Here is a 23,798-nt window from a genome sequence, read left to right as displayed (position 1 = left end):
GTTAGAACGATCGTGACCCGGCACGATGCCCGTCCACTCGCGATGGCGGCTCTCGCCCGCTCAGCTTATGGCGGAGAATATAATATATGAACAACGGATTGCCGAGCAGGTAACGCCGCCACAAACGGCGCGGCTCATGCACCAGCCGATGCAGCCACTCCAGCCGCAGGCGCCGGACGGTGGGTGAAGCGCGCGGCACCTCCTCGGCCATGAAGTCGAAGAGCGCACCAACGCTGATCACCAATCGGGCGTGTCCGGGGCCGACATGGCGGTCGATCCATTTCTCCTGCTTCGGACTGCCCATCGCAATCAACAGGATATCCGGCTTCACAGCGCGGACCTTGGCCATGATCTCATCGGATTGCACTGGGTCGAAAAAGCCATCGGAAACAGCAATGAACTGGTGCCATGGCGCGTGTTTCTGGAAATTTTCGGCGGCGCGTTTCAGCACGTCCGCTCGCGCACCGACCATGGCAATGCGCTTCGGCGCCGTCATGTAGGTCATCAGTGCCGGGACGAAGTCGGTACCATTCAGGTTGGCTGGAAAGGTCTTTCCGTGGAACAGCCAGGAAGCAAGATCGACGCCATGCCCATCCGGCAGGACAATGTGCCGACCGAGCACGGCCCGGTATTCCGGATCATGCATCATCAAATTGGCATTGTGGGCATTGAGGAACGATATGACTGTCTGCCCGATCGGCAGCGAGGCGACTTCGTCGGCAAATGCGAAAGCGTCCGCCCAACCGAAATCGCAGACCGGCATGTCGAGGATCATGCGCTGCGAGGCAACGATCGATGTACCCGGAAAAACGTTCATCGAGATTTGCCCCCCTCATGCACTGCAAGACTGTAAGATGCGCTGACAACTTTGGTTGCCCGCGGACGCGCTTCATCTCTCGTAAAAGCCGGGTCAGATGCGGCAGTCGTTTTGCCGAACCACGACAACCCCTCATCCAGCGTCTCAAGCAGCTTTGTTTTCTGAGCCTGATGAAAAATCGCGCCCGATAGGCGCTGATGGTTGCCCGCCCGCACTTGCGCGACCTTGTCGATCAACAGTTTCGCGAATTCGGCAGGATCGTCGGCGACCGAGCAGTTGCCGGGTAACGCGCCGATGCCGCGCAGGGATGCGCGCGTGGCAACGCTCGGCATGCCAAGTTCGAAAGTCTCGATGGTCTTCAGTTGCACACCGGTGCCACCACGGCTGATCAGCGGCAGAACGGCGCCGGAGCAGACGAAGGCGCGGGCATCAGGCACCCTGCCAAGCAGGCGCACGCCGGGATGGGCAATCACGGGTGCATCCGGCAGCTGGCCAGCAATGCCGATCGTCATCTCGGCCGACAGCAGCGGCACGACCTTTGACAGAAACCAATCCAGGCCGAGCCTATTGGACTGCCAACTCCAGGTTCCAATCAGCGCCAGATCGTATTGCGGCAGTTTTTCCGGGCCGCCTTGAGCAAGGTCCCATCGAGTGACAAGCGGCAGGACGGTTGCGCGGCTGGAGACGGCATGGCCAAAGCCAAGGCGATCGGCTTCCGCAAATGTCCAGATCACCGAAGCCGCCTGTGTCAGCGTCCGCTCAAGCCGTTCGAGATAGTACGCTTCGCGCCTGAACAGCCAGCGCTGCAAAAGACTGGAGGCGGTGGCAGCGTTTTCACGCGCCGAGCCTGCTTCGACATTATGCGCGATGTAGATCGTCTTGTGTTTCTGGAATGCGGCGGCAAAGGCGCCGGGCAATTGCACGGAGTTGAGGACGATGCCGTCGAACGGCTGCAGGCGCTGCAACAGGGCCTCGACATGCGCGCGGCTAACCTCGAGCATCTTCGCCGAAGACAGCGTAGTGCGATGAAGGCATGCCTTTGCCAGCCAACGCAGCTTGGCGGCAGCGCCGACCTTTGCATTGGTGACTTCCAGTTGGCCCAGCAGATGAACATCTTCGTGCGAAGCAGCGGCCTGTCCCGGCTGCAGATAGCCGATGACGCTCACCTTGTGGCCAAGCGCGCGAAGACCGTCGAAGACGGCGCGGTTTGCGATGTCGAACCCCGATGAAGGGTTCTCCACCGGCACCAGCGAGGAAACGAAGACCAGATGCATGCTGCCACGTGAGACTTGAGAACAACTGCCCGGACTGTAGCAACACGGCGTGAAGCGAGCTTTAAACCATTCATTCGAAAGCGAATTTGGAAATTCAGCATCTGTTTAGGAACATTTGCTTTAGTGCTTGCCAGTTCTTCGCCTTCAACAGGTAGCCGCCATGACCCCGCCCGCCCAGGATGTGACCGAATTCTACCGGACGGCGGTCGATAGCCGTGACAGTATTGAACTCGTCGTCACACTGCCGACATTCCGGCGTCCTGAGCATCTGCTCAAGACCCTGAAAACCGTTATTTCGCAGGCTCCAGGCTGCCCTTTTGCGATCGTGGTCATGGAAAATGACGCGGATGGGCTGGAAGGCGCGAATGCCGCAAAAATGTTCTTCGCCGACCACCGGGTCAACGCGCTGGTGGTGATCGCGCATCAGCGCGGCAACTGCCATGCCTACAATGCCGGCTGGTCGATGGCGCTTGACGTCTACCCCAATCTGCAGGCTATCGCCGTGATCGACGATGATGAACTGGCGGCACCCGATTGGCTCGACAGTCTCGTTTCAGTACACCGGCAGACGCGTGCGGATCTTGTTGGCGGACCGCAGCTTCCAGATTTGGAGGACAAGACCCGCAATGACCGCAAGCGGCACCCGGTCTTCATGCCCCACTATGACACGACCGGCCCCGTCCCGATCCTATACTCTTCAGGCAATGTCCTGATTACGCGCCCTGTTCTCGATGCCATGCCGCGGCCGTTCCTCGACCCGTTGTTCAATTTCATCGGTGGCGGAGACAGCGATTTCTATCGCCGGTGCAAGGAGAAAGGCTTTTGCTTTGGCTGGGCAGCGGAAGCCTGGGTGGCCGAAACCATTCCGGCGCGGCGGACAGAACTGTCCTGGATCAGATCACGAAGCCTGCGAAACGGGGCAATTTCCGCCTTGCTCGAACATCGCGCTACCCCCGGCTTTGCCGGACGGGTGAGGACGATCGCCAGATCCCTGGCCCTTTTGGCCGCCTCGCCGTTTCGCGGCATTTCGCTCTGGAAATCATCCGGCCTGCCTTCGGCCGGCCTCTACCATTTTTATGTGGCGTGCGGGCGGCTGATGATGGAGTTCGGCTTCGTCAACGAGCAATATCGCAACCCGGAGAAAAACTGAGCCGTACGCCGTGTCCGTTCAGTGGCCTGCGGCAGCCGCGCGCTTTTCGCTTTCCGGCATCTCGTCGTTGGCCACCTGACCATTCTTGTCGACGATCGGCACGGGCTTGCGCTGTTTTTCGTTCGCCGCATTGGCGACGCGGGCAACGTCTGCTTTCGACAGATATTCGAGCTGCTCGACCAGAACCTGGAAAATCACCTCTTCACGCAGCTGCTTGTTGAGCTGGTCCTTGACGATCGTCTTGAAGCTGGCGAGATCGAAATTGCTGGTATCCGCGACGTTGATCAGTTTCTGGCCGACCAGAATGTCGAACAACGCATTGGTCACCGATTGCTTGAACGGCACTTCCATGGTCTTGGCCTTGGCCTTGTCGACCGAGAACGAGAGTTTTGTCAGAAAGTAGCCCTGCACCGCGCCATCGGTGATGACCGGTACGGTGATCAACTCGCCCGGTATGTATTCCTGCAATGCGCGGCGCTCAGCCTCCGCATCCGATTCCACCGGTGCCGACGCATGCTGGATCGAAAAATAGACGGATCCGAGCGATACGGCGCAAATCCACACACCGGTGAAAACAAGCTTCAGCATCAGAAATCGCCGTAGCGGAACTGCTGTTCGGTGTAGATGCCATCCGCGTCGGCGTCCTGAACAGCCGCCTTCAGCAGGTCGACCACCGAACGGCAGGCTTCCATATGGGCGTTGACCTTCTGCGAATTGGTCATCAGCTTGGTCTTGATGTGCCGGGTCTGCGATACGAATGCCGGCGAAATTTCGTCCGGCGAAGCGTCGCGATGCAGCATTGTCAGTTCATAGAGGCACCGGCTCTTGCGGGCGTTCGACGTCTTCAGATCGAAGCTCGGATCGACGCCGATCCGGGTATTCTCATTGTCGAGGATCATTTCAAGCCGCCCCAGTACATTCTGGATACGTACGTCACTCGATGCTGCAACTTCCATCATTTGGCTCCCATTGGCGCTTTCGGCACGCAGGGCCCAAACCCTTGGCGTGATGAGTGCGCGAAACTTCTTTAAAATCAGCCCGGCCGATGACCGGCCCCGCCTCAGGCTTGATCGTTATTGTCCTGCGTGCCCGTGAAATTGGCGACCGCCTTGCGCTCGTATTCCTGAACCATGCTCAGCGCGACATTGCTGCTATTCCCATCGAGCGATGCATTGACCCGGTCGGGGCCTTCACCGACGATGCGGTCCGTGACCATGCGCTCGGCTATGCCGACACCATCGCCCTGCGCCATGACGTTACCGATCTGCTCGGCCATCATGCTCTTCCACATGTCGCCAGACGTACCCTTGCCGTAAACCTCTTCGCTTTCGGTGGGGAGCATCGACTTGACGAAGTTCTGCAGCACCATGGCTTCGAACTTGCGGTAGCTTTCCGGAATCTTCTTGGCCTCGGCGCGGTTGGTGACGTCGCCAAGACTGTTAGTCGGGCTGTCCTGGTTGAGGACCGCAACCGTGTTGGCAAACCCGTTCCCGTTCTCGGCGAGGCTGGTCGCCTGGAACGCCGCCCGATTGGCCTTCAGCCGCGCCTGCGCTTCCTGCACTTGAGCTGGATCCGCGGCGCGCACGACATCCAGCACCAGGTCGCTTGGAGGAGAAATGGCCATGCGGTATCCTCTCGGTTACGAAGCCTGCTGCAAGCGCCTCTGTCAAGGCCAGCGGTAACTCCATAAAATCAATATCTTAAAGAACGGATCGGCCGTAATATGCCACCATTCCTGCCGGTACTATGACCGGCCAACCTTACCGGAAGCTGGTGATCCGCTCATCACGTGCTGATCGACGAGGTCATAAATGGCGTCGTCGGCTTCGGTCCGGTCTTCCAGGACGCGAGCGTCCTTCATGTTTTCCTCAAGCCGGTCGCCCTTGGCCCGTTCTTTCAGAACCCTGGCCTCATGCCCTTGCTGGATATCCAGAAGCATCTGGTCCTTCATCGCAAGGCGGCCGAGCTGCGAGGCGTAGTGTCCGGAAAACATCGCGTGCAGCGGACTTGCCGATCCCATGGCATCGACGACCACGTCGATTGTATCGGCAAGATCGCGGCGCTTCCTTGCGGTTTCGGCAAGATCGTTTTCCGCCATCTGTTCCAGGTGCCGCTGGACGGCCACGAGGCGCTTGAGTTTTTCGGATCGGCTCTTCATCTGGCTAGATCCCTTGCATCATCGAACCGAAGCCATCGGCAAACAGTTTCAGCATCGCGGCGATACCAAGATAGAGCAGGAACATGCCGCCCATGATGAGATAGGGCAGCGAGATGAAGTAGAGCGGCATCTGCGGCGCAAGCTTGTTGACCATGCCGATCGCGACGTTGAACAGCAGGCCGTAGATGATGAAAGGGCTCGCCAGCCGCAGCATGATATAAAACGTGGTCTCCAGCGCATTGGTCAGCGTGATCAGCACGCCCTGCGGATCAAAGCCGACGCCGAGCGGCATCACCTTGTAGGAATCGACAAGGCTCGACAGGATGACATGGTGGAAATCCAGCATGAACAGAACCATGAGACCGGCAAAGCTGATCAGGTTGGTCAGCTGGTTTTCCGCCGTGTCTTCCAACACGTCGTTGGCCGGAGGAGCATTGAACCCCATCATCATCGTGATCACCGTGCCGGCAAACTGCAGACCAAGCACATAATAGCGTGCGATCAGTCCTATCACGCCGCCAACAACGGTTTCGGTCGCGACGATGTAGATATAGGTATGACCCTTGCCGGAAATCTGCGGATAGATCTCGTTCCACATGATCGGCAGGATCGCCATCGAGATTGCCACGGCCACGAAGAGCCGGATCTGCACCGAAACGCGGGCGGTGGAAAATCCGGGCATGACCATGATGCAGGCGCCGATCCGGCAGAATGCGGCGAAGAGCGCCAGCACTGTGCCTTCCGGATCGGTGATCATGAAATCGAGCCGATGATCTTTATCTCGAGGCCCTTGGCGAGCTCGACATGCGAGAGAACCGGCAATGTTGCAAAAAGACGCTCGATGATCATGCGGACATAAGAGCGGGATTCGGGCGAACTTACCAGTACGAACGGCATGCCGCGGTCAAGATGTTCACGGATAACCTTGGTCGCTTGCTCGCTGAACTCCTCCAGATGGCGCGGATCGATGTCGAATTCGACGATATCGCCCTTGGCGTCGCGCTTCAGCGCCTGATGGAAGACCATGTCCCATTTGCTGCCGAGACGCAGAACGCGCAGTGTGCCGTTGTCGGCGAGATCGCCGCAGAGTTGCTGCGACATACGCACCCGGACATGCTCGACGATCTGCTCGGTTTTCCTGACATGCGGCGCGAGTTCGGCGACCGCTTCGAGGATCAGATGCAGGTTGCGGATCGAGACGCGCTCGGCCAGAAGCAGCTTCAGCACGGCCTGCAGGCCCGAATAGGACATGTGCGAGGTGCAGATTTCGTCAGCGAGCTTGCGGTATTCCGGGTCCAGCCGCTCGATCAGGATCTTGACGTCCTTGTAGGACAGAAGCTGCGGCAGGTTGTTACGGATCACTTCGGAGAGATGCGTCAGTACCACCGACACGTTGTCGATCGGGTGGAAGCCTTCGCGCTTCAGATCCTCGGTAAAGGTTTCAAGGATCGACACGGCGGGCATGCCGAATGCGGGTTCGCGAATATCGTCGCCTGGAACGCTGGGCTTGCGGCCGCCGCCGGTAACGACGATGACCTCGCCGACGCGCACCGTGTTCGACGCGATCGTCGTGCCGTGGATACGGACGTGATAGGCCTTGTCCGGGATGCTGATATCGTCGGAAACCTTGATCTCCGGGACGATGAGCCCGTATTGGCCTGCGAACTTTCGGCGCATCTTGCCGACACGGAAAGCCAGTTCCTGATGAGCGCCGAGCAGGCGTGTGGAGACCTGCTTGCCGAGCAGCAATTCGATCTCGGCTGTCTTCAAGACCGACTTGACCGAGTCCTTTTCGCTGTCCGTCTTCAGCTGCGCCGTCTGCTGGTCCTGATCATGCTTGAGCTTGTTGGCCGCAGCCAGCTGACGGGGAATGACCCAGCTGAGGAAGGCCATACCGCCGCCGAGAACAGCGAACGGAATGAACGGGAGACCCGGCATCAGCGCCAGCATCAGGATCAGGCCTGATGCGACCATCAGCGCGCGCGGATAACCGGCAAGCTGATTGATGACGGCCTGATCGGTGGAACCGGAGGTGCCGCCACGCGATACGAGCAAGCCGGCAGCGAGCGATACGATCAAAGCCGGAATCTGGGAAACCAGGCCGTCGCCGACGGACAGCTTGACGAAGACGTCGGCAGCTTCGCCGATCGACATGTCGTGGCGCGCGTAACCGATGATGATGCCGCCAAAAACGTTGATGGCGGTGATGAGAAGGCCGGCGATCGCATCGCCGCGCACGAACTTGGACGCACCATCCATTGAACCGTAGAAGGAGCTTTCCTCCTCCAGTTCGCGCCGACGGCGTTGCGCTTCCTTCTCGTCGATCAGGCCGGCGGACAGATCGGCATCGATCGACATCTGCTTGCCGGGAATGGCATCGAGGGTAAACCGCGCGCCGACTTCGGCGATACGGGTGGCGCCCTTGGTGATGACGATGAAGTTCACCGTGATGAGGATCAGGAAGACGATCAGACCGATGACAAAATCGCCACCCATGACCAGTTCGGCAAAACCGGCGATGACACCGCCGGCCGCATCATGTCCTTGATGACCATGCGAAAGGATGACGCGCGTTGTCGCAATGTTGAGCGCCAGCCGAGTCATGGTGGAGATCAGCAGGATGACCGGAAAGGACGAGAAATCCAGCGGCTTCTGAATCCAGAGCGATACCATCAGGATGAGCACGGAGAATGCGATGGAGAAAGCCAGCCCGACGTCGATCAGAAATGGCGGTATCGGCAGGAAGAGGATCGACAGGATCGCTACGATGCCGAGCGCGAAGCCGACGTCGCGGCCTTTGGGCGCGACTTTCGGAATGATCAGAGCAGGAGGTTGTGCCATCGGAAATTCCGTCTCTTCATGAGAGGCGGACAGCATTCATACCTGCTGCCCATACTAAGCAGCAGGCCTAACGCACCAAACTTGCGCGAAGGTGGCATCGATGTCGAAAGGAAGGGGATGACACGCTTTTCTCAGCATCATCCGTTTCAATTTCGCCGGAAGGTCAGAACCCGGTTTGAATGCGGGAAAACACCACGTCGGTGAAAATCGAAATCTGCGCACCGACAAAAGAGGCGGAAAGCGCGATGGTGACAAGCACAGCAAGGATTTTAGGAACGAAGGTCAGGGTCATTTCCTGAACCTGGGTCAGCGCCTGAATGAAAGCGATGACGACGCCGACAATCATGGCGGCGAGAACGGCGGGCCCGGAAGCGACGACCACTGTCCAGATCGCCGCTTGCACGATATCGAGGGCATCCGCCTCATTCATTGGCTATCACTTTATGGTAACACCCGGGCCTACGACAAGTTCCTTGCCGGTATCGAGCACCGCGATGATTCCATCCGAGTATAGCTTTACTTCCTTGACGACACCAGTTGTCTTGCCATCGGCGCTGGTCACTGTCTTGCCGATCACGGCATTGGCCTCACTGAGCGACGTGCGCTGCAGCAGGCTTTCCAGATTGGTGTTCGTCTTGATCGTCTGTTCAACCTGCGAGAAGGTCGCCAGCTGGGCGATCTGCTGGGTCGAATCCATCGGCTGGGTGGGATCCTGGTTCTTCATCTGGGCCACGAGCAGCTTGAGGAAGCTGTCATAGTTCAGGCTGGCCTTGGCGGAATCGTTTCCGGATTCCGTTCCCGACGCGGTCGGCACATAACTGTTCGCCGAATTGACGCCACTTACCGCCATGGTGCGATCTCCTTGCGAATCTGCTCGATCGTTGCAGGGGTGATTTCCTGGTTGTTCAGGATCCGGTCTTCCAGGGCGTAGAGACCACGGATCGCCTTCAAAGCATCGAAGGCGCGGCCTTGCGTCACCATTCCGTCGATTTTCTTCAGCTCGGAAACGATCTCTTCGTTCTTGAAGCAATTCAAAAGCATGACGACCGACTTGCGGAACATGTTCGTCGACTGCTCGGCGCCTTCCGGATTGATCAGGATCATCTGTGCGATGAAATAGAGCTGCTTCAGCGGGGTCGTCGCATCTTCCGGCTGCAGGACATGGTTTTCAAGCAGGAACGTCACGTCGTTCAGGAATTCGACGGCAACCTTGCGGTCGACACGCAGCACGGCCCCGTTGACAAAAATCCGTTCGCCAGACTTCAGCGAAATACGCAGTGTGCTTTTCATTTGAGTCCATCCCTGATGATGGTTGTGATATCGATAATGCCCTGGAAGTTCGAGGATTCGCGCTTGCGGATCTTCTCTGTCTCACCGAGAATCCAGATGGCAATGGAAATAAGGTTGGCGCGCAGTTCGTCGTTCAGCTGATTGTCCGAAGCACGAAGATCCTCGATGAACCGAATCCAGACCCGCCTGGTATAGTAGATCGCCTCGATGGCCTCTCTTGAGTAGCCCTGCTGTCGCTTTGCGGCCGCGAGCAGCGTGATCGATCGGTCGAGCACTTGCCGTTCCCGATCCTTGGAGTCGGCAACGCCATCCTCCATGATCTCGGCATATGAAAACTGATACATTCAGACATCCTTCATGTTTGTCCTGGTCCTCACCGCATCAGAGGAAATTAATCAAACTCAACTGCTGAAGCCGCGCGGTCAGCGTGTAGGAGGTCTCAAGCTGGCTCTGCAAAGTCTTGAGCATGGTCGATGCTGCGAAGGTATCGATGCCCTCAAGATCAAGCTGATTGGCCTTGATGATCTTGGTTTGCGCCTCGATCGAGGTGTTGGCTTTCTTGACGCGCTCCTGCGACAGACCAAGATTGCTTTGCATGCTGATCAAACCGGTGACAGCTTCACCCATGAACTCGATAGCCTTGCCGGTGACCGCGCCACGAACGTCGTCGCTCAAGCCGACGCTGAGAAGTTCAGTCGAGATGAGGCTGGCCAGGGCGAACTTCCGTGCACCCTCGGCATTGAGGTTTGCGGAACTTTGAATGACTTCATTGGCGCTGATGCGGCTCGTCATGTTCTGGCTGGAAGCGTCCGACCAATCCGTCCACTTCGATCCGGCAACCGACGGATCCGCGTACATCGGCGCCAGCGAGTTGTCGATGAAGTCGGTCATCTGCGCCTTGGTGAACTGGTTCACTGAGTTCAGCGGCGGAACCTGAACCGGCTGTGCCGCGATAAAGGTCGACAATGCCGCATCGTAGGAAGCCTTGGCAGCGGAGGTGGGTGTGTATTCCGTGAAAGGCTGGACATCGGTGTTGATGCCCGAGAACAGGTATTCCCCATTCAAGGATGTGTTGGCAGCCGACGTGAACGTCGTCATCGCCGCAGCGTTCTGGTCCTGCGCGATTTTCAGAAGATCGGCAGTGCTGTTGTCTCGGAAGGCCATCAGCGACGACAGCGACTTCTGGGCCGCATCCTGCATCGTCTTCAAGGCTTCCTGAGAACCGGCAAGTCTTTGCGTGACGATGGAATTGGTGCTCTTCAACGTCGCCAACCGGTCAAGCTGCGATGAGATGTTGACGGATTTCGAGGTGGAGGCCCCAAGTGCCAGACCGTAATCGGCATGAACGCCGGTCGACACCTCGTCGTTCAGCTTCATCATTTCCACCTGACCTCTTTGGATGGTCAGGCGCATGGCGTTTTGAACAGCCAGATTGGAAACGAAAGACGTTTTCATGATTTTATCCTACAGCTTGCAGAAGGGACGTCATCATGGCGTCCACCGTACTGACCAATTTCGCCGATGCTTTGTAAGACTGCTCAAGGTCCAGCAATTGCGACAGTTCCTCGTCAAGGCTAACGCCTGTGACGTTGCTCAACGCATCTTGCGTGCGCGACAGCATGGCCATCTTGTTGTCGTTGGCAGTTGAGGCACCGCTCCTCAATTCTTCCAGCCAGCCGATCGAGGAAGCCGAAAAATCCAGGATGCTGCTTGAACCGTCGAGCCCCGTGGCCGGATCGAACTGCATGTCGGCGCTAAGCGATGTCACGAACCCGTCGAGAAGCGCTGTATAGCCGGAGTTTCCGGTGGTATTTGACTTGTAGGTAGGACCGTTGAAGCCACCGTCACGGACATATGTCGGGTTGCTTGTAGCCAGCGGATTGATTGTGAGCGACGCCGCCATACCGGGGACTGCCGTGCCAGCTGCCGGCACAGTGCCGCCTGCCCAGGTGAAAAGACCGGGCAGTGCTGTCGTGGCAGGCGTCGTGTTTTCCTGAAACAATGTGACCAGACCGCGTGCGATCTCGTCGAGCTGCGACTGAAATTTCGGCGCTGTCTCGTCGCGCAGCTGAAGCAGGCTGGCGAGCTTGCCTTCGCCAGACGTATCGGCCCCCTTGCCGGCCTTCAGCGCCACGCCATCGACGTAAATCGCGTTGCCGACTGTGGTTGCGCCGAAACCGGGGGTCGGCTGAAACGTCACAGTGCGCGCGGTGTTTTCAAACAGGACCGTACCATCGGACGTAAAGATGACCGTATCGTTGTTGGCGCGCGTGACCGTCGAAATACCAACGACCTCGGAAATCTGGCGAAGCAGCTTGTCGCGCTGGTCGAGCGCATCGCTTGCATCCGAACCACTGGCCGCCGCGCCCTGCACCGCACTGTTGGCTTTTTCGAATTCGGCCAGCAGCCCGTTCAACTTTTTGACAGACGCGTCGATTTCCTTGTCCGCATCATAGCGTACGTCCTGGACGGCGGAAGACGTCTTGTTCAGCGACTTGGCAAGATCCGCTGCGCTCGACACCGTCGTCGCCGCAATGGACGTATTACCGGGTGTCGCCGCAAAGGTTTGCAGGCTGTCACGGAAGGATTTGAGGTAGTTCGACGGCGAGGTTTCATAACCGTTGCCGCCGAGCGCCGCCTTCACCGCTTCCAGACCCGTCAGAAGCGCATCCTGGGCGGAAGCTTGCGAAATGCTGATGGAATGCTGTTTCATCAGCGCGTCGTTCTGGGCACGCTGAATGGATACGATCTGCGCGCCGTTGCCACTCGTGCCCAGCATTGCCATGCGGCGCGAATAATCCGCATTGCTGACATTCTGGATATTCTTCGAAACGAGCGCCGTTTGGGCGGCCGTGTTGTTGAATATCGTCTGTGCGGTGTTGATGGCTGATGACAGCGACATGACGCAGACCGTACCTTTTCAATTATCGCTTCAGGTTCACAAGAACGTCCAGCAGGTCGGCGCCCGTCTGGAAGACCTTCGAGTTTGCCGTGTAGCTGCGCTGGGATTCGATCATCGCCGTCAGTTCGTTGGCGATATCGACGTTGGAGCCTTCAAGGGCGCCCGACTGGATGCTGCCGAAATCGCCGGAGCCAGCAAAACCGGTGACGATGACGCCCGAATCGACCCCCTGCGAATAAACGTTGCCGGACTGCGGAACGAGGTTGTCCGGGCTCTGAACGGTGGCCAGCGCCACGCGGTAGCGCGGATCGAGCTTGCCGTTTTCGTACTTGACGTAAACGATACCTTCCTTGTCGATCTGGTAGCCAGCAACCTTGCTCGGGGCATTGCCATCGATGGAGCCACCATCGGGGTTAAACTTGTAGCCGAGCTGCGTCGTTTTGGTGAGATCGATCGCCAAGGGCGCTAGCGTCGCGCCGGTGCCAGCAAAAGGCCCCTGAGCCGAGGTTGTTAGGGTCGCCGGCGAAGTAGCCAAACTCCCGTCAGCATTGAAGCTGAGAGCCGAAGTGCCGATCGTGGTGCCTGATGTCCGGTCAACCACCTTAACGCTCCAAGCGTTGGCAGCTGTCTTGGTATAAGTAAAGTCGAGTAGGCGCGAGTTCCCCTGGCTGTCGAACACGCTAAGTGACGTCTTCGATTCGTCACCGATCGCATCGCCGGAATTCAAATTTGCGCCCATGGCGCCAGCTGTCGAGCCCTTGGCAACGAGACCATCAGAGGAGAGATTGACCTTCGTCAGGCCGTCAAAGCCGTTGACCACTACCGTCGGATCGACGCCCGCCTTGTATTCGTAGCCCATCAGCGTGTAGCCGGCGGAGTTTACCAGGTCGCCATCGCCGTTCTGCGTGAAAGCGCCGGCACGTGTGAGGGCATTGGCCCCATTGGCACCCGAAACGATGAAGAAACCACCGCCGTTGATGGCCATGTCTGTGCCTGATGTCGTGTAGCTGGTCGGGCCTTGCTCCGAAATGCTGTAACGCACCTTGGTTTCGACACCGCCGGAATTGTACGAACCGTTGCTCGTTGGCAGGATCAGCGAAGAGAACTCCGTCGAAGCGCGCTTGTAGCCGGTGGTGTTGGCGTTGGCGATGTTTTCAGCGACCGTCCCCAGGCGGTTTGCCTGAGCATTCATGCCGGAACCACCGGTTCGCATCATTCCGTAAAGACTCATGTCCGATCCTCGTTTTCGTCGTTATGGCGAGACTATGGGGTGGGCCTTGCGTGAACCTGTCTTGGGATGCCAGGTGCGCGGCTCCAAAACCCAATTGCAGGATCAGCTCCAGTCGATGCAGTAGCCAAGGAAACGCTTGGAATCGATCGGATCGAAACCCAGCCGCTTGCGCAGCTTCTTGCGCAGCTTGCTGATATGGCTTTCGACGACGTTTTCTTCGACATCCTCATCGAAAATGCCGTAAATCGCGTTGAATATCTGCGACTTGGAAACGCGACGCCCCCGGTTTGCGACCAGATATTCGAGAATACGGCGCTCGCGGCGCGGCAAGGCAAAAACCTCGCCCTGGACTTCCGGATCACGGCCGTCAGAAAAGACCCGGATCGGGCCGATGTCGGTGAAATTCACCAGAGCCTTCAGGCGGCGGCGGATTGCTGCTGCCCGCGCCAGGATCTCGCGCGGATGGACCGGCTTGCGCACCACATCATCGACGCCACAGTCGAAAAACGCCAGTGTCGTTTCCAATGAAGGACTATCGCTGATTGCAATGACCGGCGCCGTGGAACGATCCCGGATAGCGCGTGGAAGGCTCATCGCCCTTTCGCCCTGGCCAATCAGGAACGCCTCGACGGCGTCGATATCGCTATCGGCCGCCTTTGAAACCCAATCACCGAATTCGCTTGGATCGAACCCTTGGGAAGGCACGCCCTCCCGTCCAAACAGTGAAGTATATCCGTCTTTCACGAGCTCACGCTCATCAACCACTACGATCATTCGTCCGCCTCCGAATCAGCATGGCACCACTATGGTTAAGAGGTACGAATCGGGGGATTCATGAACAACTATGGAATGTTAGTGGCTGAAATTAATACTAGATTAAGATTTGTGTACCGATTTGAACTAGATATAGTGGCACCAGGCGAATATGGCACTAATTTTCATGTGGAAACGTTAACGGCATATTAAGAAATCGCTTGTGGTCATTTTTCTAACTCAATGTTGACGCAATCGTCCGAAGCGGAAATTATTTTGCTAATTCACGCAGTGATTGAGTTATTGACAGAAGTTCGACGCGTTCGTTGTCCATTTCCCATAGCCCGTAGCAACCAGATTGGCGATCACCCGGCAGACATATTTCTTCTGTGCGGGATCATTGTTGGGGCCTGCATGATAACGGGCGACTGCCATCGTCCAGGTCTCATGCCGCGCGTGAAGCCTGGAGAGAAACTGAGCGGCATATTCGACATTCTTTCGCGGGTTGAGCATCTCGTCCGGCGAGCTGAAATTTTCTCCGTGGAAATAGTAATTGATCTGCATGCAACCAAGATCGATCAGTTTGGCACCCTGCGCCCGCGCCGCCGCAAAGCGCTGCAGAACGTCTCCGGCGCTGTTTTCAAAGTAAGCCTTGCCCTCGATATTCATCGCAAACGGCTGAAGCGATCCCTTCCTGCCGGTCTCCGTCAAACCGACAGAATAGAGAATGCCCGCCGGTATCTGATACTTCGCCGCCGCCGCCGTGATCTCGCTTTCGCAGACACCGGCGCTCGCGAATACGCTACATGTAGACGTCACCAGTGCGGTTAAGCTCAGCCCCAGAAGACGCATCGCCCGTCCCTTCATTGCCCGTCCACCTTCCGCGACCTTGTTCCTGACCGCCATTGTCATTGCGCTGCCCTCTCGAGCCATCCCCAGCCGCCTCGCGGCCCTGCTGCCCCGCCTGAGGCTGTGCCTGCTGCTGCGCGTTGTTGCTGCTGGAGGTATCCGAGGCATTGAAAACGATGTTGACCTGATCGACGGCGAAACCCTGCGCGCGCAAGGCCCTGACCATGGCGGACTGATCGTCGCTCAATTGCCGGAACGCATCACCGGTTTCCACCTTGATCTCAACCTGCAGCTCGTCATCCTTGAGCCTGAGCGTCGCGGTCACCATGCCGAGGTCGATCGGGTGCATCTGGATCTTCAAGGTGTTGAGAACTTTGCCGGTGGAGGCCTGCGTCAACGGTGTCTCGGCCCCAGTGCCACCCGGCTGTAGCGCACGGGCCCATTCCGGATTGCCAGCGATCTGGTTGGTTACGGCCGCCGCATTGCTGGAAGGTGCTAAGCCGAGATACCGGCGCGCTTCCAGCACGGTGACGTTTTCAGCCTTGGCAGTAGCGGCAGACACGTCGTTCTTGGCGACAGTCCTGTCTCCGTCCGACGCCAGGCTCATGGACACCGCCTGCCCCTTGCCATCGGCGCGGGCGAAGCGGAACACTTGATCGGTTCCGGCCTCAGTGGCGTTCTTGACCGCGTTCGCATCGCCAGCCATCTGCGCCTCGGCCTTGACCGCATCCTTCCCGGCAGGCTTCGCCTTGCCGGCCCGTTCGGCCAGCGCCTGGAATTCAGACATTCCCCGCGTCGCTTCTGCTCCAGCAGGCTGGTTTGCAACAACCGGTTTCTGGGCTGCATCCAGAAGACTGAGCAGTTGACTGACATCGCCCGTCACCGCGTCCATCGCTTCATTCTGCGGGTTCTCCGCCGATGCCTCATCGGGTTTTGCAGTTTTATCGCCGGTCTTGGTGGCGCCTACTTCAGCATTCTTCAACAGGCTGGCACTCTTTTCCCCGATCGGCCCATCAACGGTTTTGCCCGCGTCCTCACCAATTCCTGCAAAGTTTGCCTGCATCAGGGAGAACTTTTGCGCATGATCGCCCTTTGCTGCGGCCAAAGAACCTTGCGCCGGGATTGTCTTGCCTGAGAGGTGAGCGTCCGCCGTGCTGGAAGAGCCGAATGAGGATTTCATGAAGCCATCGCTTTCCGTAGCAAGATCCTGCAGCGACGGAAGAGCCTTCGCTTCGGCGTCGGAAGCCAGCGGATCGATGCCGCTCTCCTTGGCCGACGCAGTAAGCTTTTCAGCCGCGGAATCGGGCTTCGATGGGAGATCGTCGGCAATGGCCGGCTGCTTCTTCTTGCCGGCATCGGCGAAAGCACTTTCGAAGGCCGCCTTCTGATTGGCGGCGTCCATGTCATGCGACTTGCCTGACGCGTTGGCGCCCGCCTTGCCCGAGCGTACCGGACTTGCGGCCAAAAGGTTATCGTCCACGAATGTCATGGCTGGTCTTCCCCCTTCAGGAGAGAATCGATCTCGTCGAGCTTCGAGCGGCCTGTGCTCAGAAACGCATCGAGAACCGGATCAACTGGCCCCTGCTCAGACGAGGCCGCCTGCGGCACCGCATTGGGTTGAGCCGCTTTCAAAGCCGCTTCCGATGCCGGTGTTGCAAACGGGCTGTCACCGCTGCCGGTGGCCACTCCGCTCTCTTCCATGGTAATATCGGATTTGACATTAGAAACAGATGCTTGCGTCAAGCTTTCCGGATTGGGTGCACGCAGCACTTCCTCCGCGATGACCCTCGCCGCCTCACGCAACGCGCGATCCCTGGGCGAGAGTTCCGCTTCGGGAATGGCGCTGATGTCCTTGACCGCTTCAAGAATGCCTTTGGAGGGAATACCGACAAGGCCGGAATAGAGGCTGGCCAAGGCCTTGGGACCTGCATCTGCGGCATCGGAGAGATCTTGCGCCCGCGTCGACGCGAGCGTTGCCAGTTCCTGCATGCCGCCGATCGCTGCGCGGCGAGCAATGCGCAAATAGACCTCGCGCTGCCGCGGCTTGTCCATGAAGCCAAGAATTTCCTGGATCTTTATTTCCGTCTTCTCATTGTAGTTGGCAACAGCCAATTCGACGAAAACATCGGCGAACTGGCTGGCATAGGGAGATGTCAGGAAGCGCCGGGCATAGGAGAGCGAATAGGCAAAGCCCTTGTCCGGCATGCCGCCCCGGGTTGCCAGCGCGATCGAACGCCGCAAGGCAGCTTCCTCGATATTGGTACCCGGTGAGGTCAGACGCGCCCAATCGTAATATTGCACCGATTTCGCCGGGTTCTGCTGGGCTGTCGCATTTCCTAGCACCAGATAGAGATAGGGGCCGACCCGTGAATTCCGGTATTCCGGAACGGCTTTCGCCAAGCTTTCCACCATCAGCCCACCCTTGCCGGCCAGATAATGGCTCAGCGCGTCGATGACGCGGGTATCGAAATTGCCTTCGATGTCGTGGTTGGCAAGGTAGGACAACGTTTCCGGATTGCCGCCGCTCATCGCATAGATGAAGGCAGCATCGACATTGCGCGGATCATCGAAGACCGTGGGATCGGCCTCGCGCAACCGCTTGTCGATCGCCGCCAGCATGAAGCGCTGCATTTCGGCTGCTGAATGATCGCCGAGCACGATGGCGTCCTGGATTGCCTGCAGCGAGCGCAGCATCTTGTAGGGCGCCAAGTCCTCCGGACCTTGCGCATGCACGGCCGTCGCCGGGGTTGTCCCGACGGCACATGCACAAAGAAGGAGGGTGCGGATCGCCTTCAGCATAACCATCAGCCCTGGTTCGTCTGCAGCAGGATTTCGATACGACGATTGGCCGGTGCCAGCGGATCCTTGGTATCTTGGAGGCGCTTGTCGGCAAAGCCGCTGATCTGGCTGACGCGGCTCTCCGCAAGGCCGCCGCGAATGAGCATATAATAGGCGCTCTGGGCGCGATCGGACGACAGCCGCCAATTGTCATAGGCGCCCTTCTTGAACGGCCGTGCGTCCGTATGGCCCCGAATGGCAATGGCGCCGCTGCGAGCCGATAGGAGCTTTCCGATCTTTTCCATGGCGATGACCATGTCCTTTTCAGGTACGGCCGAGCCGAGCCCGAACATCGGCGTGTCGGCCTGCTCACTGATCGTCACCAGAAGCCCTCCCTCCGTTGGCGTTACCAACAGACCTTCGGCGAGCTTACCGGCGGAACCGCCGATTTCCTTTTCGATATCGGCCTTAAGGGACTTGGCGGCATCTTCACCGGATTTGACCGGCGTCGTGCTTTCGGCGGCAGCAGGCGCATCAATTGCGGACTTGTCCGATGCATCCTTCTTGGCGGCCTCGGACTGATCTGCCAAGGCTGCAATCTCTTGCTTGGATGCGTCCGCCGGACCGTTACCAGCCTTGGCTTCGAGACTGTCGCCACCTTTTTCCGCGTTCTGCAACTCGACCTGTTTCGTCCAGAAGTCAGGGTCGAACGGATCGCGGTAGGCTTCGCCACCATCTGCACCGGTCGCGGGTCCAGACGTCGATGCGCCACCCTCACCCTTGGCGCTGATATTGGCATTGCGGCCGACTTCGTTGACGATTTCAGACATGACCGAATAGGGATTTTCAAAGAAGTCGGCGTCGGAATACTGGGTTTCCTCGCCTGACGTCGCAGTCATGTCATCGCCGCTTTTCGCCGATCCGCCGGTCTTCGTCTCCGTTCCATCGACCTTCGACTTCATCTGGTCTTCTTCACCCTTGGCATCCTTGGCCGGCTGCTTGACGCCTTTTTCGGACGGCTTTGCGTCGGTCAGTTGCACGGGGTTGAAATAGGACGCGAGCGCCGCCTTCGTCTGCGGGTTGGCGGCATTGATCAACCACATGACGAGAAAGAACGCCATCATCGCCGTCATGAAGTCGGCATAGGCAATCTTCCAGGCGCCACCGTGATGTCCGTCGTGGCCGCCACTGTGACGCTTGATGATGATGATTTCGTTCTTGCCGTGGTGGTGGCCGTCATTCTCGCTCATGCCAGCACCTTGCCTACGGTATCGGCCCAGGCGGCCATACGCGTCACCAGAATGGAATCGCCGAATTCGACCGAAAGATCGACATCGTCGGTTTCCAGGTGACGGAAAATCAGGGTTTCATCATTGAGGTGACGTTTCAGCGCCTCGAAGAGCGGCGCAGGCCCCTTGACGGTGATCTTGACGCCCTCGCCGGCGCCGATCGACAAGGTGATCATCCGGGCGAGATCGGCGATAGACTTCTGCAGCAGCACGCTGTCCATGACGGGCGCCAGCACCCGTGCCGTCTGATCTGACAGCATAGCCGCAAGCTGCGACCCCATGTCGGAAAAGCGATCGTAGATCATCGCGGCGATTTCGTTTTCGCAGCGCACGCGCATGGCCTCAAGTTCGGCAGCGTGGCGCGCATTCAGTGCGCTGATTTCAGCCTCGTGAAGCGCAAGCTGCTCCTTTTCCGCTTCCCGCCGCCCCTGCGCGAACGCCTCACTGCGCTCGGCGTCAATATCGATCTGGGGCTGGGCCTGCGGCTTCATGACAAAAGCACCATCAGCCGGGAAGTCGTCGTCCAGATCCGGAAAATACCTTGGCGGAACCAGGGACAGCTCGACCTTCGGCGCGCTGAAATCCTTGAGATAGCGGGAGATGGACGCGCTCATCGGCGGCCTCCACAGTCCGTGGTCAAGACCGGGTCAGCCATCCATACGGACCGCGTTGGGCTAACAAGCCTGAAAACAAAAGTCTGTGACACTTCCGGAATGTCTCCTTCAGGACCCAGCGGAGCAGGAGTGCCGCAGGCCCGAACATTTTCAATCCGTACCAGCCTGCCGCCGGAAGGACCGGCAGTACAGACAGCATACAACGGCAGCACAACAATCATCTTGGCTGGCAACCCGGATGAGGATGGCTGCGATTGGAGACTATCCGGTCAAACTTGTGCGAAAATGTAGGTCAGAGATATATCAGCCCGGCGGAAAATCTCCGGCAGGCGAAACCGGCAAAAGGTGTTGGACCGCACCTGGGCAATAGGCGCGGTCCAACCGTTTCCACCTGCCGATGACCGGCGGCCTGGCGGAAAAGAGGCCGTCCCCTCACGAAAGGGGGAACGGCGGCAGGGGTGCCGAGACCGGTTTCATGCCCGCCGGTCCGGCGCGTTCAGGCTTACTGTTGGAACAGACGCAGGATGTTTTCGGAATTGGTGTTGGCAATCGACAGTGCCTGAATGCCCAGCTGCTGTTGCGTCTGCAGCGCCTTCAGCCGGGTCGATTCCTCGTTCATGTCGGCATCCACCAAACGGCCCACGCCCTTGTCGATCACATCCATCAGATTGGCGACAAAGTTTTCCTGCATGTCGATGCGGCTGGTGATGGCACCGAGCGTCGAAGCGGAGTCGGTCAAGCTACTGAAAATGGCATCGACAGCTTTGATCATGCCTTCGATATCATCATAGCTGGTGCCAGCCGTCAGTTCGATGACATTACCTGCCGCCGCAGTGCCGCCGCTAAACGCAAGCAGCTTATAAGTTGCAGTTGCGGTCGTCGTGCCGTTCGGCTGCGTGACCACAACGCCCTTGGTCAACTGCCCCTTGGAGGCATCCTTGGTATCGATCAGGATTGACGCAGCAGTGTCGTAGTCCAACGTCGACACCGACACCGTACCGTTCGTCGAGCGGTTGAAGGATGCCACGATGGACTTGGTACCCGCCGGCGTCGTGCTGTCATTGTACAGCCAGTTTTCGCCCGAGAACGACGCGGATTCAGCTGCGGATGCCAGCTGGTTCTTGAGCTCGGTCAGTTCCTTGTTGATTTTCGTCTTGTCCACGCCCGGTTCGCGTGCGGCGACCAGCTTGGCCTTGATCTCGGACACGACATCAATGGCGGAACTCATACCGGCATAGGATGTGTCAACCTTCGCAGCACCCAGCCCGAGCGCGTCCTGAACGGTCGAGAGAGCGGCGTTGTCGGAGCGCATGGTGGTCGCGATCGACCAGTATGCAGCGTTGTCGGCTGCGGTCTCGACGCGATAGCCGGACGAAATGCGGTTCTGCACTTCTTCCATGTTCGTATTGATCGAACGCAATGTCTGGAGAGCCGCCATCGCGGCGGAATTGGTCAAAATGCTGGTCATGGTCATTGCCCCAGTTCGAAATTAAACGGAACATTCCGGATCGGACCGGCAGCGACGGGACCAGCGTCATGCAAACTGCCCCATGTTTTGCCCAGGGACAGCCTATCGCTCTTAACGAACACTTAACAATCATATGGTTAACAAATCATTAAGCGCGTTAGCAAGTGCGTAATCAAAATGAACAAAAATAAAGATCAATTGCCATTTCGTTAACGACCGCGATACGAGGTAAGCAAGCACGAAAAAGCCGCGCCCCTTGTGGGACGCGGCTTGTAGGCTATCCGGCGGGCCAAAGGTGAACTTAGCTCGCCGACGCTATCGTCTTGCCTGTTCCGATTAACGGAAGAGCGAGAGGATGTTTTCCGAATTGGAGTTGGCGATCGAGAGCGTTGAGGCGGGTCGACTCTTCGTTCATGTCGGCATCGACGAGGCGGCCGACGCCCTTGTCGATCACGTCCATCAGGTCGGCCATGAAGTCGTCCTGCATCGAGATGCGGGTGTTCGTGGCGCCGAGCGTGGCAGCAGCATCCGTGAGGTTGGTCAGCATCTTGTCGACGGCGCTGATCATGCCTTCGATGTTGTCGTCGCTGGTTGTTGCCGTCAGTTCGATGACGGTACCCGTTACGCCGGTACCACCAGCACTGACCAGGCGATACGTAGCAGCAGCCGTCGTTGCGCCGCTCGGCTGGGTGACAGCAATGTCCTGGGTCAGCCGACCCTTTGTGGCATCCTTGGTGTCGATCAGAACCGATGTCGAAGCATCGAATTTCAGAACGCCAACCGCAACGTTGCCAGAAGCGTCACGTGTGAAGGAGCCGACCATTTCCTTGGTACCGAGGGCCAGCCGCGGTCGCAGCAAACAGAAGACCGGTGGTTGCCAGAAGCGTCACGTGTGAAGGAGCCGACCATTTCCTTGGTACCGAGGGCAGCGGTCGAGTCGTTGTAGAGCCAGTTTTCACCGGAGAAGGAAGCCGACTGCGCCGTCGAAACCAGCTGGTTCTTCAGTTCCGTCAGTTCCTTGTTGATCTTCAGCTTGTCAACACCCGGTTCGCGGGAAGCAACCAGCTTGGCCTTGATTTCCGAAACGACGTCGATAGCGGCGTTCAAACCGGTGTAGGCGGTGTCTGTCTTGGCAGCGCCGAGACCGAGAGCGTCCTGAACCGTGGAGAGAGCCTTGTTGTCCGACTTCATGGTCGTTGCGATCGACCAGTAAGCGGCGTTGTCGGCAGCGGTTTCGACGCGCAGGCCGGAAGAGACGCGGCCCTGGGTCATTTCCATGCCGGAATTGATCGAGCGCAGCGTCGAGAGTGCTGCCATTGCAGCCGAATTGGTGAGAATGCTTGTCATGGTAATACTGCCCCTTTTGAACAGGTGAAAATGGAAGGGACATTCCGGTCGTTACCGGGAAACAGCGGCCAGCCTCATGCCTGCTAACGCGTTAATTTCTTTGGTTAACCCGCTGTTTCGATGGGCATAGAAAACACCAACATGGTTAAAGAAAACCTAAAGACGGAAAACATTTTTTCGCGGCAAAGAAAAAACCGCACCTCTTGCGAGATGCGGTTTTCGATAGGTCGCGGGATCCGCCGTTTGGGGGGGATGGCGGCCCCGTACCTTTTTTCGATTAGCGGAACAGCGACAGGATGTTCTGCGAGTCCGAGTTGGCGATCGAGAGAGCCTGTTGAGGCGGGTCGACTCTTCGTTCATGTCGGCATCGACGAGGCGGCCGACGCCCTTGTCGATCACGTCCATCAGGTCGGCCATGAAGTCGTCCTGCATACCGATACGCTTGTTGGTAGCGCCCAGCGTTGCAGCGGAGTCCGTCAGGTTGGTCAGCATCTTGTCGACGGCGCTGATCATGCCTTCGATGTTGTCATCGCTGGTTGTTGCCGTCAGTTCAATGACGGTACCCGTCGCACCTGTACCACCAGCGCTCACCAGGCGGTATGTGGCAGCAGCCGTCGTTGCGCCGCTCGGCTGGGTGACAGAGATGTCCTTGGTCAGCTGACCCTTTGTGGCATCCTTGGTGTCGATCAGAACCGATGTCGAAGCATCGAATTTCAGAACGCCAACCGCAACGTTGCCAGAAGCGTCACGTGTGAAGNGACCCTTTGTGGCATCCTTGGTGTCGATCAGAACCGATGTCGAAGCATCGAATTTCAGAACGCCAACCGCAACGTTGCCAGAAGCGTCACGTGTGAAGGAGCCGACCATTTCCTTGGTACCAAGGGCAGCAGTCGAGTCGTTGTAGAGCCAGTTTTCACCGGAGAAGGAAGCCGACTGCGCCGTCGAAACCAGCTGGTTCTTCAGTTCCGTCAGTTCCTTGTTGATCTTCAGCTTGTCAACGCCCGGTTCGCGAGCAGCAACCAGCTTGGCCTTGATTT

General features: G+C 58.2%; 23 protein-coding genes and 3 pseudogenes. 1 reads left to right on the top strand and 25 read right to left on the bottom strand.

Features of this window, described 5'->3' with window-relative positions; all coding sequences use genetic code 11:
• Position 1: 1 nt before the first annotated feature.
• Entirely contained in the window at positions 2 to 817 is an 816-nt protein-coding gene (locus ASC96_RS18780) for a WecB/TagA/CpsF family glycosyltransferase (RefSeq protein ID WP_060504659.1), read from the bottom strand.
• Positions 814 to 2,091, bottom strand: a complete 1,278-nt coding sequence (locus ASC96_RS18775; RefSeq protein ID WP_060504658.1) for a glycosyltransferase family 4 protein — start codon at positions 2,089 to 2,091, stop codon at positions 814 to 816. The genes ASC96_RS18780 and ASC96_RS18775 overlap by 4 nt, the downstream gene beginning before the upstream one ends.
• A gap of 160 nt (positions 2,092 to 2,251) precedes the next feature.
• Here ASC96_RS18775 and ASC96_RS18770 point away from each other — a divergent pair, with 160 nt between their 5' ends.
• Entirely contained in the window at positions 2,252 to 3,241 is a 990-nt protein-coding gene (locus ASC96_RS18770; RefSeq protein WP_060504657.1) for a glycosyltransferase, read from the top strand.
• An 18-nt stretch (positions 3,242 to 3,259) separates the two neighbouring features.
• On the opposite strand, the gene ASC96_RS18765 is transcribed toward ASC96_RS18770, so the two are convergent.
• The 23 genes and pseudogenes from ASC96_RS18765 to ASC96_RS33955 form a co-directional block, all read right to left on the bottom strand.
• Positions 3,260 to 3,829, bottom strand: a complete 570-nt coding sequence (locus ASC96_RS18765) for a hypothetical protein (RefSeq protein ID WP_060504656.1) — start codon at positions 3,827 to 3,829, stop codon at positions 3,260 to 3,262.
• Positions 3,829 to 4,197, bottom strand: coding sequence for a hypothetical protein (locus tag ASC96_RS18760; RefSeq protein ID WP_060504655.1), 369 nt, complete (start codon positions 4,195 to 4,197; stop codon positions 3,829 to 3,831). Before ASC96_RS18760 ends, ASC96_RS18765 begins: the two co-directional genes overlap by 1 nt.
• A 104-nt stretch (positions 4,198 to 4,301) precedes the next feature.
• Positions 4,302 to 4,865: a rod-binding protein gene (locus ASC96_RS18755; protein WP_060504654.1), complete on the bottom strand. Its 564-nt coding sequence runs from the start codon at positions 4,863 to 4,865 to the stop codon at positions 4,302 to 4,304.
• A 120-nt stretch (positions 4,866 to 4,985) separates the two neighbouring features.
• Positions 4,986 to 5,399: a hypothetical protein gene (locus ASC96_RS18750; RefSeq protein ID WP_060504653.1), complete on the bottom strand. Its 414-nt coding sequence runs from the start codon at positions 5,397 to 5,399 to the stop codon at positions 4,986 to 4,988.
• Between the two features lie 4 nt (positions 5,400 to 5,403).
• Positions 5,404 to 6,156 (bottom strand): flagellar biosynthetic protein FliR, encoded by a 753-nt coding sequence (gene fliR, locus ASC96_RS18745; RefSeq protein WP_060504652.1) that lies wholly within the window; start codon positions 6,154 to 6,156, stop codon positions 5,404 to 5,406.
• Positions 6,153 to 8,240 (bottom strand): flagellar biosynthesis protein FlhA, encoded by a 2,088-nt coding sequence (gene flhA / locus ASC96_RS18740; protein ID WP_060504873.1) that lies wholly within the window; start codon positions 8,238 to 8,240, stop codon positions 6,153 to 6,155. The genes fliR and flhA overlap by 4 nt, the downstream gene beginning before the upstream one ends.
• A 163-nt stretch (positions 8,241 to 8,403) precedes the next feature.
• Positions 8,404 to 8,670, bottom strand: a complete 267-nt coding sequence (fliQ, locus tag ASC96_RS18735) for a flagellar biosynthesis protein FliQ (RefSeq protein ID WP_060504651.1) — start codon at positions 8,668 to 8,670, stop codon at positions 8,404 to 8,406.
• Between the two features lie 6 nt (positions 8,671 to 8,676).
• Positions 8,677 to 9,090 carry a flagellar hook assembly protein FlgD gene (flgD, locus tag ASC96_RS18730; protein WP_060504650.1) on the bottom strand — a complete coding sequence of 138 codons (414 nt, stop codon included), beginning with the start codon at positions 9,088 to 9,090 and terminating at the stop codon, positions 8,677 to 8,679.
• Complete coding sequence (gene flbT / locus ASC96_RS18725; RefSeq protein ID WP_060504649.1) at positions 9,081 to 9,530, bottom strand: flagellar biosynthesis repressor FlbT; 450 nt, start codon at positions 9,528 to 9,530, stop codon at positions 9,081 to 9,083. Before flbT ends, flgD begins: the two co-directional genes overlap by 10 nt.
• Positions 9,527 to 9,874, bottom strand: coding sequence for a flagellar biosynthesis regulator FlaF (gene flaF / locus ASC96_RS18720; RefSeq protein WP_060504648.1), 348 nt, complete (start codon positions 9,872 to 9,874; stop codon positions 9,527 to 9,529). The genes flbT and flaF overlap by 4 nt, the downstream gene beginning before the upstream one ends.
• Before the next feature lie 37 nt (positions 9,875 to 9,911).
• Complete coding sequence (locus ASC96_RS18715; protein ID WP_060504647.1) at positions 9,912 to 10,985, bottom strand: flagellar hook-associated family protein; 1,074 nt, start codon at positions 10,983 to 10,985, stop codon at positions 9,912 to 9,914.
• A 4-nt stretch (positions 10,986 to 10,989) separates the two neighbouring features.
• Positions 10,990 to 12,432: a flagellar hook-associated protein FlgK gene (gene flgK / locus ASC96_RS18710; protein WP_060504646.1), complete on the bottom strand. Its 1,443-nt coding sequence runs from the start codon at positions 12,430 to 12,432 to the stop codon at positions 10,990 to 10,992.
• Between the two features lie 22 nt (positions 12,433 to 12,454).
• The gene (locus ASC96_RS18705; RefSeq protein WP_060504645.1) at positions 12,455 to 13,663 is read right to left on the bottom strand and encodes a flagellar hook protein FlgE; all 1,209 of its coding nucleotides are present in this window, start codon (positions 13,661 to 13,663) and stop codon (positions 12,455 to 12,457) included.
• A 102-nt stretch (positions 13,664 to 13,765) separates the two neighbouring features.
• Entirely contained in the window at positions 13,766 to 14,437 is a 672-nt protein-coding gene (locus ASC96_RS18700; protein ID WP_060504644.1) for a response regulator transcription factor, read from the bottom strand.
• A gap of 279 nt (positions 14,438 to 14,716) precedes the next feature.
• A complete protein-coding gene (locus tag ASC96_RS18695) occupies positions 14,717 to 15,268 on the bottom strand; it encodes a lytic transglycosylase domain-containing protein (RefSeq protein ID WP_060504643.1) in 552 nt (183 codons plus the stop codon).
• Positions 15,219 to 16,754 (bottom strand): flagellar hook-length control protein FliK, encoded by a 1,536-nt coding sequence (locus tag ASC96_RS18690; RefSeq protein WP_060504642.1) that lies wholly within the window; start codon positions 16,752 to 16,754, stop codon positions 15,219 to 15,221. The genes ASC96_RS18695 and ASC96_RS18690 overlap by 50 nt, the downstream gene beginning before the upstream one ends.
• The gene (gene motC, locus ASC96_RS18685) at positions 16,751 to 18,064 is read right to left on the bottom strand and encodes a chemotaxis protein MotC (RefSeq protein ID WP_060504872.1); all 1,314 of its coding nucleotides are present in this window, start codon (positions 18,062 to 18,064) and stop codon (positions 16,751 to 16,753) included. The genes ASC96_RS18690 and motC overlap by 4 nt, the downstream gene beginning before the upstream one ends.
• A 5-nt stretch (positions 18,065 to 18,069) precedes the next feature.
• The gene (locus tag ASC96_RS18680; protein ID WP_060504641.1) at positions 18,070 to 19,293 is read right to left on the bottom strand and encodes a MotB family protein; all 1,224 of its coding nucleotides are present in this window, start codon (positions 19,291 to 19,293) and stop codon (positions 18,070 to 18,072) included.
• Positions 19,290 to 19,946, bottom strand: a complete 657-nt coding sequence (locus ASC96_RS18675) for a hypothetical protein (protein WP_060504640.1) — start codon at positions 19,944 to 19,946, stop codon at positions 19,290 to 19,292. The genes ASC96_RS18680 and ASC96_RS18675 overlap by 4 nt, the downstream gene beginning before the upstream one ends.
• A gap of 502 nt (positions 19,947 to 20,448) precedes the next feature.
• Positions 20,449 to 21,414 carry a flagellin gene (locus ASC96_RS18670; RefSeq protein WP_060504871.1) on the bottom strand — a complete coding sequence of 322 codons (966 nt, stop codon included), beginning with the start codon at positions 21,412 to 21,414 and terminating at the stop codon, positions 20,449 to 20,451.
• A gap of 336 nt (positions 21,415 to 21,750) precedes the next feature.
• Positions 21,751 to 22,761 (bottom strand): annotated as a pseudogene (locus ASC96_RS18665) (flagellin).
• Between the two features lie 277 nt (positions 22,762 to 23,038).
• A pseudogene (locus ASC96_RS33960) lies at positions 23,039 to 23,518 on the bottom strand (flagellin); the annotation flags it as partial.
• A 1-nt stretch (position 23,519) separates the two neighbouring features.
• Positions 23,520 to 23,798: pseudogene (locus ASC96_RS33955) on the bottom strand (flagellin); the annotation flags it as partial.

The organism is Rhizobium sp. Root1204 (genome assembly GCF_001424965.1).
Lineage (GTDB): Bacteria > Pseudomonadota > Alphaproteobacteria > Rhizobiales > Rhizobiaceae > Pararhizobium.
This window is presented reverse-complemented; position numbering and strand designations above follow the sequence as displayed.

Bases quoted from the DNA above. Each gene is read 5' to 3' on its own strand.
- fliQ (WP_060504651.1), bottom strand. From the start codon at position 8,670: ATGAATGAGGCGGATGCCCTCGATATCGTGCAAGCGGCGATCTGGACA.
- ASC96_RS18765 (WP_060504656.1), bottom strand. From the start codon at position 3,829: ATGCTGAAGCTTGTTTTCACCGGTGTGTGGATTTGCGCCGTATCGCTC.
- ASC96_RS18670 (WP_060504871.1), bottom strand. From the start codon at position 21,414: ATGACCAGCATTTTGACCAATTCCGCCGCGATGGCGGCTCTCCAGACA.
- ASC96_RS18715 (WP_060504647.1), bottom strand. From the start codon at position 10,985: ATGAAAACGTCTTTCGTTTCCAATCTGGCTGTTCAAAACGCCATGCGC.
- ASC96_RS18780 (WP_060504659.1), bottom strand. From the start codon at position 817: ATGAACGTTTTTCCGGGTACATCGATCGTTGCCTCGCAGCGCATGATC.
- ASC96_RS18690 (WP_060504642.1), bottom strand. From the start codon at position 16,754: ATGACATTCGTGGACGATAACCTTTTGGCCGCAAGTCCGGTACGCTCG.
- ASC96_RS18760 (WP_060504655.1), bottom strand. From the start codon at position 4,197: ATGGAAGTTGCAGCATCGAGTGACGTACGTATCCAGAATGTACTGGGG.
- ASC96_RS18695 (WP_060504643.1), bottom strand. From the start codon at position 15,268: ATGCGTCTTCTGGGGCTGAGCTTAACCGCACTGGTGACGTCTACATGT.
- flhA (WP_060504873.1), bottom strand. From the start codon at position 8,240: ATGGCACAACCTCCTGCTCTGATCATTCCGAAAGTCGCGCCCAAAGGC.
- flgD (WP_060504650.1), bottom strand. From the start codon at position 9,090: ATGGCGGTAAGTGGCGTCAATTCGGCGAACAGTTATGTGCCGACCGCG.
- ASC96_RS18770 (WP_060504657.1), top strand. From the start codon at position 2,252: ATGACCCCGCCCGCCCAGGATGTGACCGAATTCTACCGGACGGCGGTC.
- ASC96_RS18755 (WP_060504654.1), bottom strand. From the start codon at position 4,865: ATGGCCATTTCTCCTCCAAGCGACCTGGTGCTGGATGTCGTGCGCGCC.
- flaF (WP_060504648.1), bottom strand. From the start codon at position 9,874: ATGTATCAGTTTTCATATGCCGAGATCATGGAGGATGGCGTTGCCGAC.
- ASC96_RS18775 (WP_060504658.1), bottom strand. From the start codon at position 2,091: ATGCATCTGGTCTTCGTTTCCTCGCTGGTGCCGGTGGAGAACCCTTCA.
- ASC96_RS18705 (WP_060504645.1), bottom strand. From the start codon at position 13,663: ATGAGTCTTTACGGAATGATGCGAACCGGTGGTTCCGGCATGAATGCT.
- motC (WP_060504872.1), bottom strand. From the start codon at position 18,064: ATGCTGAAGGCGATCCGCACCCTCCTTCTTTGTGCATGTGCCGTCGGG.
- flbT (WP_060504649.1), bottom strand. From the start codon at position 9,530: ATGAAAAGCACACTGCGTATTTCGCTGAAGTCTGGCGAACGGATTTTT.
- ASC96_RS18680 (WP_060504641.1), bottom strand. From the start codon at position 19,293: ATGAGCGAGAATGACGGCCACCACCACGGCAAGAACGAAATCATCATC.
- flgK (WP_060504646.1), bottom strand. From the start codon at position 12,432: ATGTCGCTGTCATCAGCCATCAACACCGCACAGACGATATTCAACAAC.
- ASC96_RS18675 (WP_060504640.1), bottom strand. From the start codon at position 19,946: ATGAGCGCGTCCATCTCCCGCTATCTCAAGGATTTCAGCGCGCCGAAG.
- fliR (WP_060504652.1), bottom strand. From the start codon at position 6,156: ATGATCACCGATCCGGAAGGCACAGTGCTGGCGCTCTTCGCCGCATTC.
- ASC96_RS18700 (WP_060504644.1), bottom strand. From the start codon at position 14,437: ATGATCGTAGTGGTTGATGAGCGTGAGCTCGTGAAAGACGGATATACT.
- ASC96_RS18750 (WP_060504653.1), bottom strand. From the start codon at position 5,399: ATGAAGAGCCGATCCGAAAAACTCAAGCGCCTCGTGGCCGTCCAGCGG.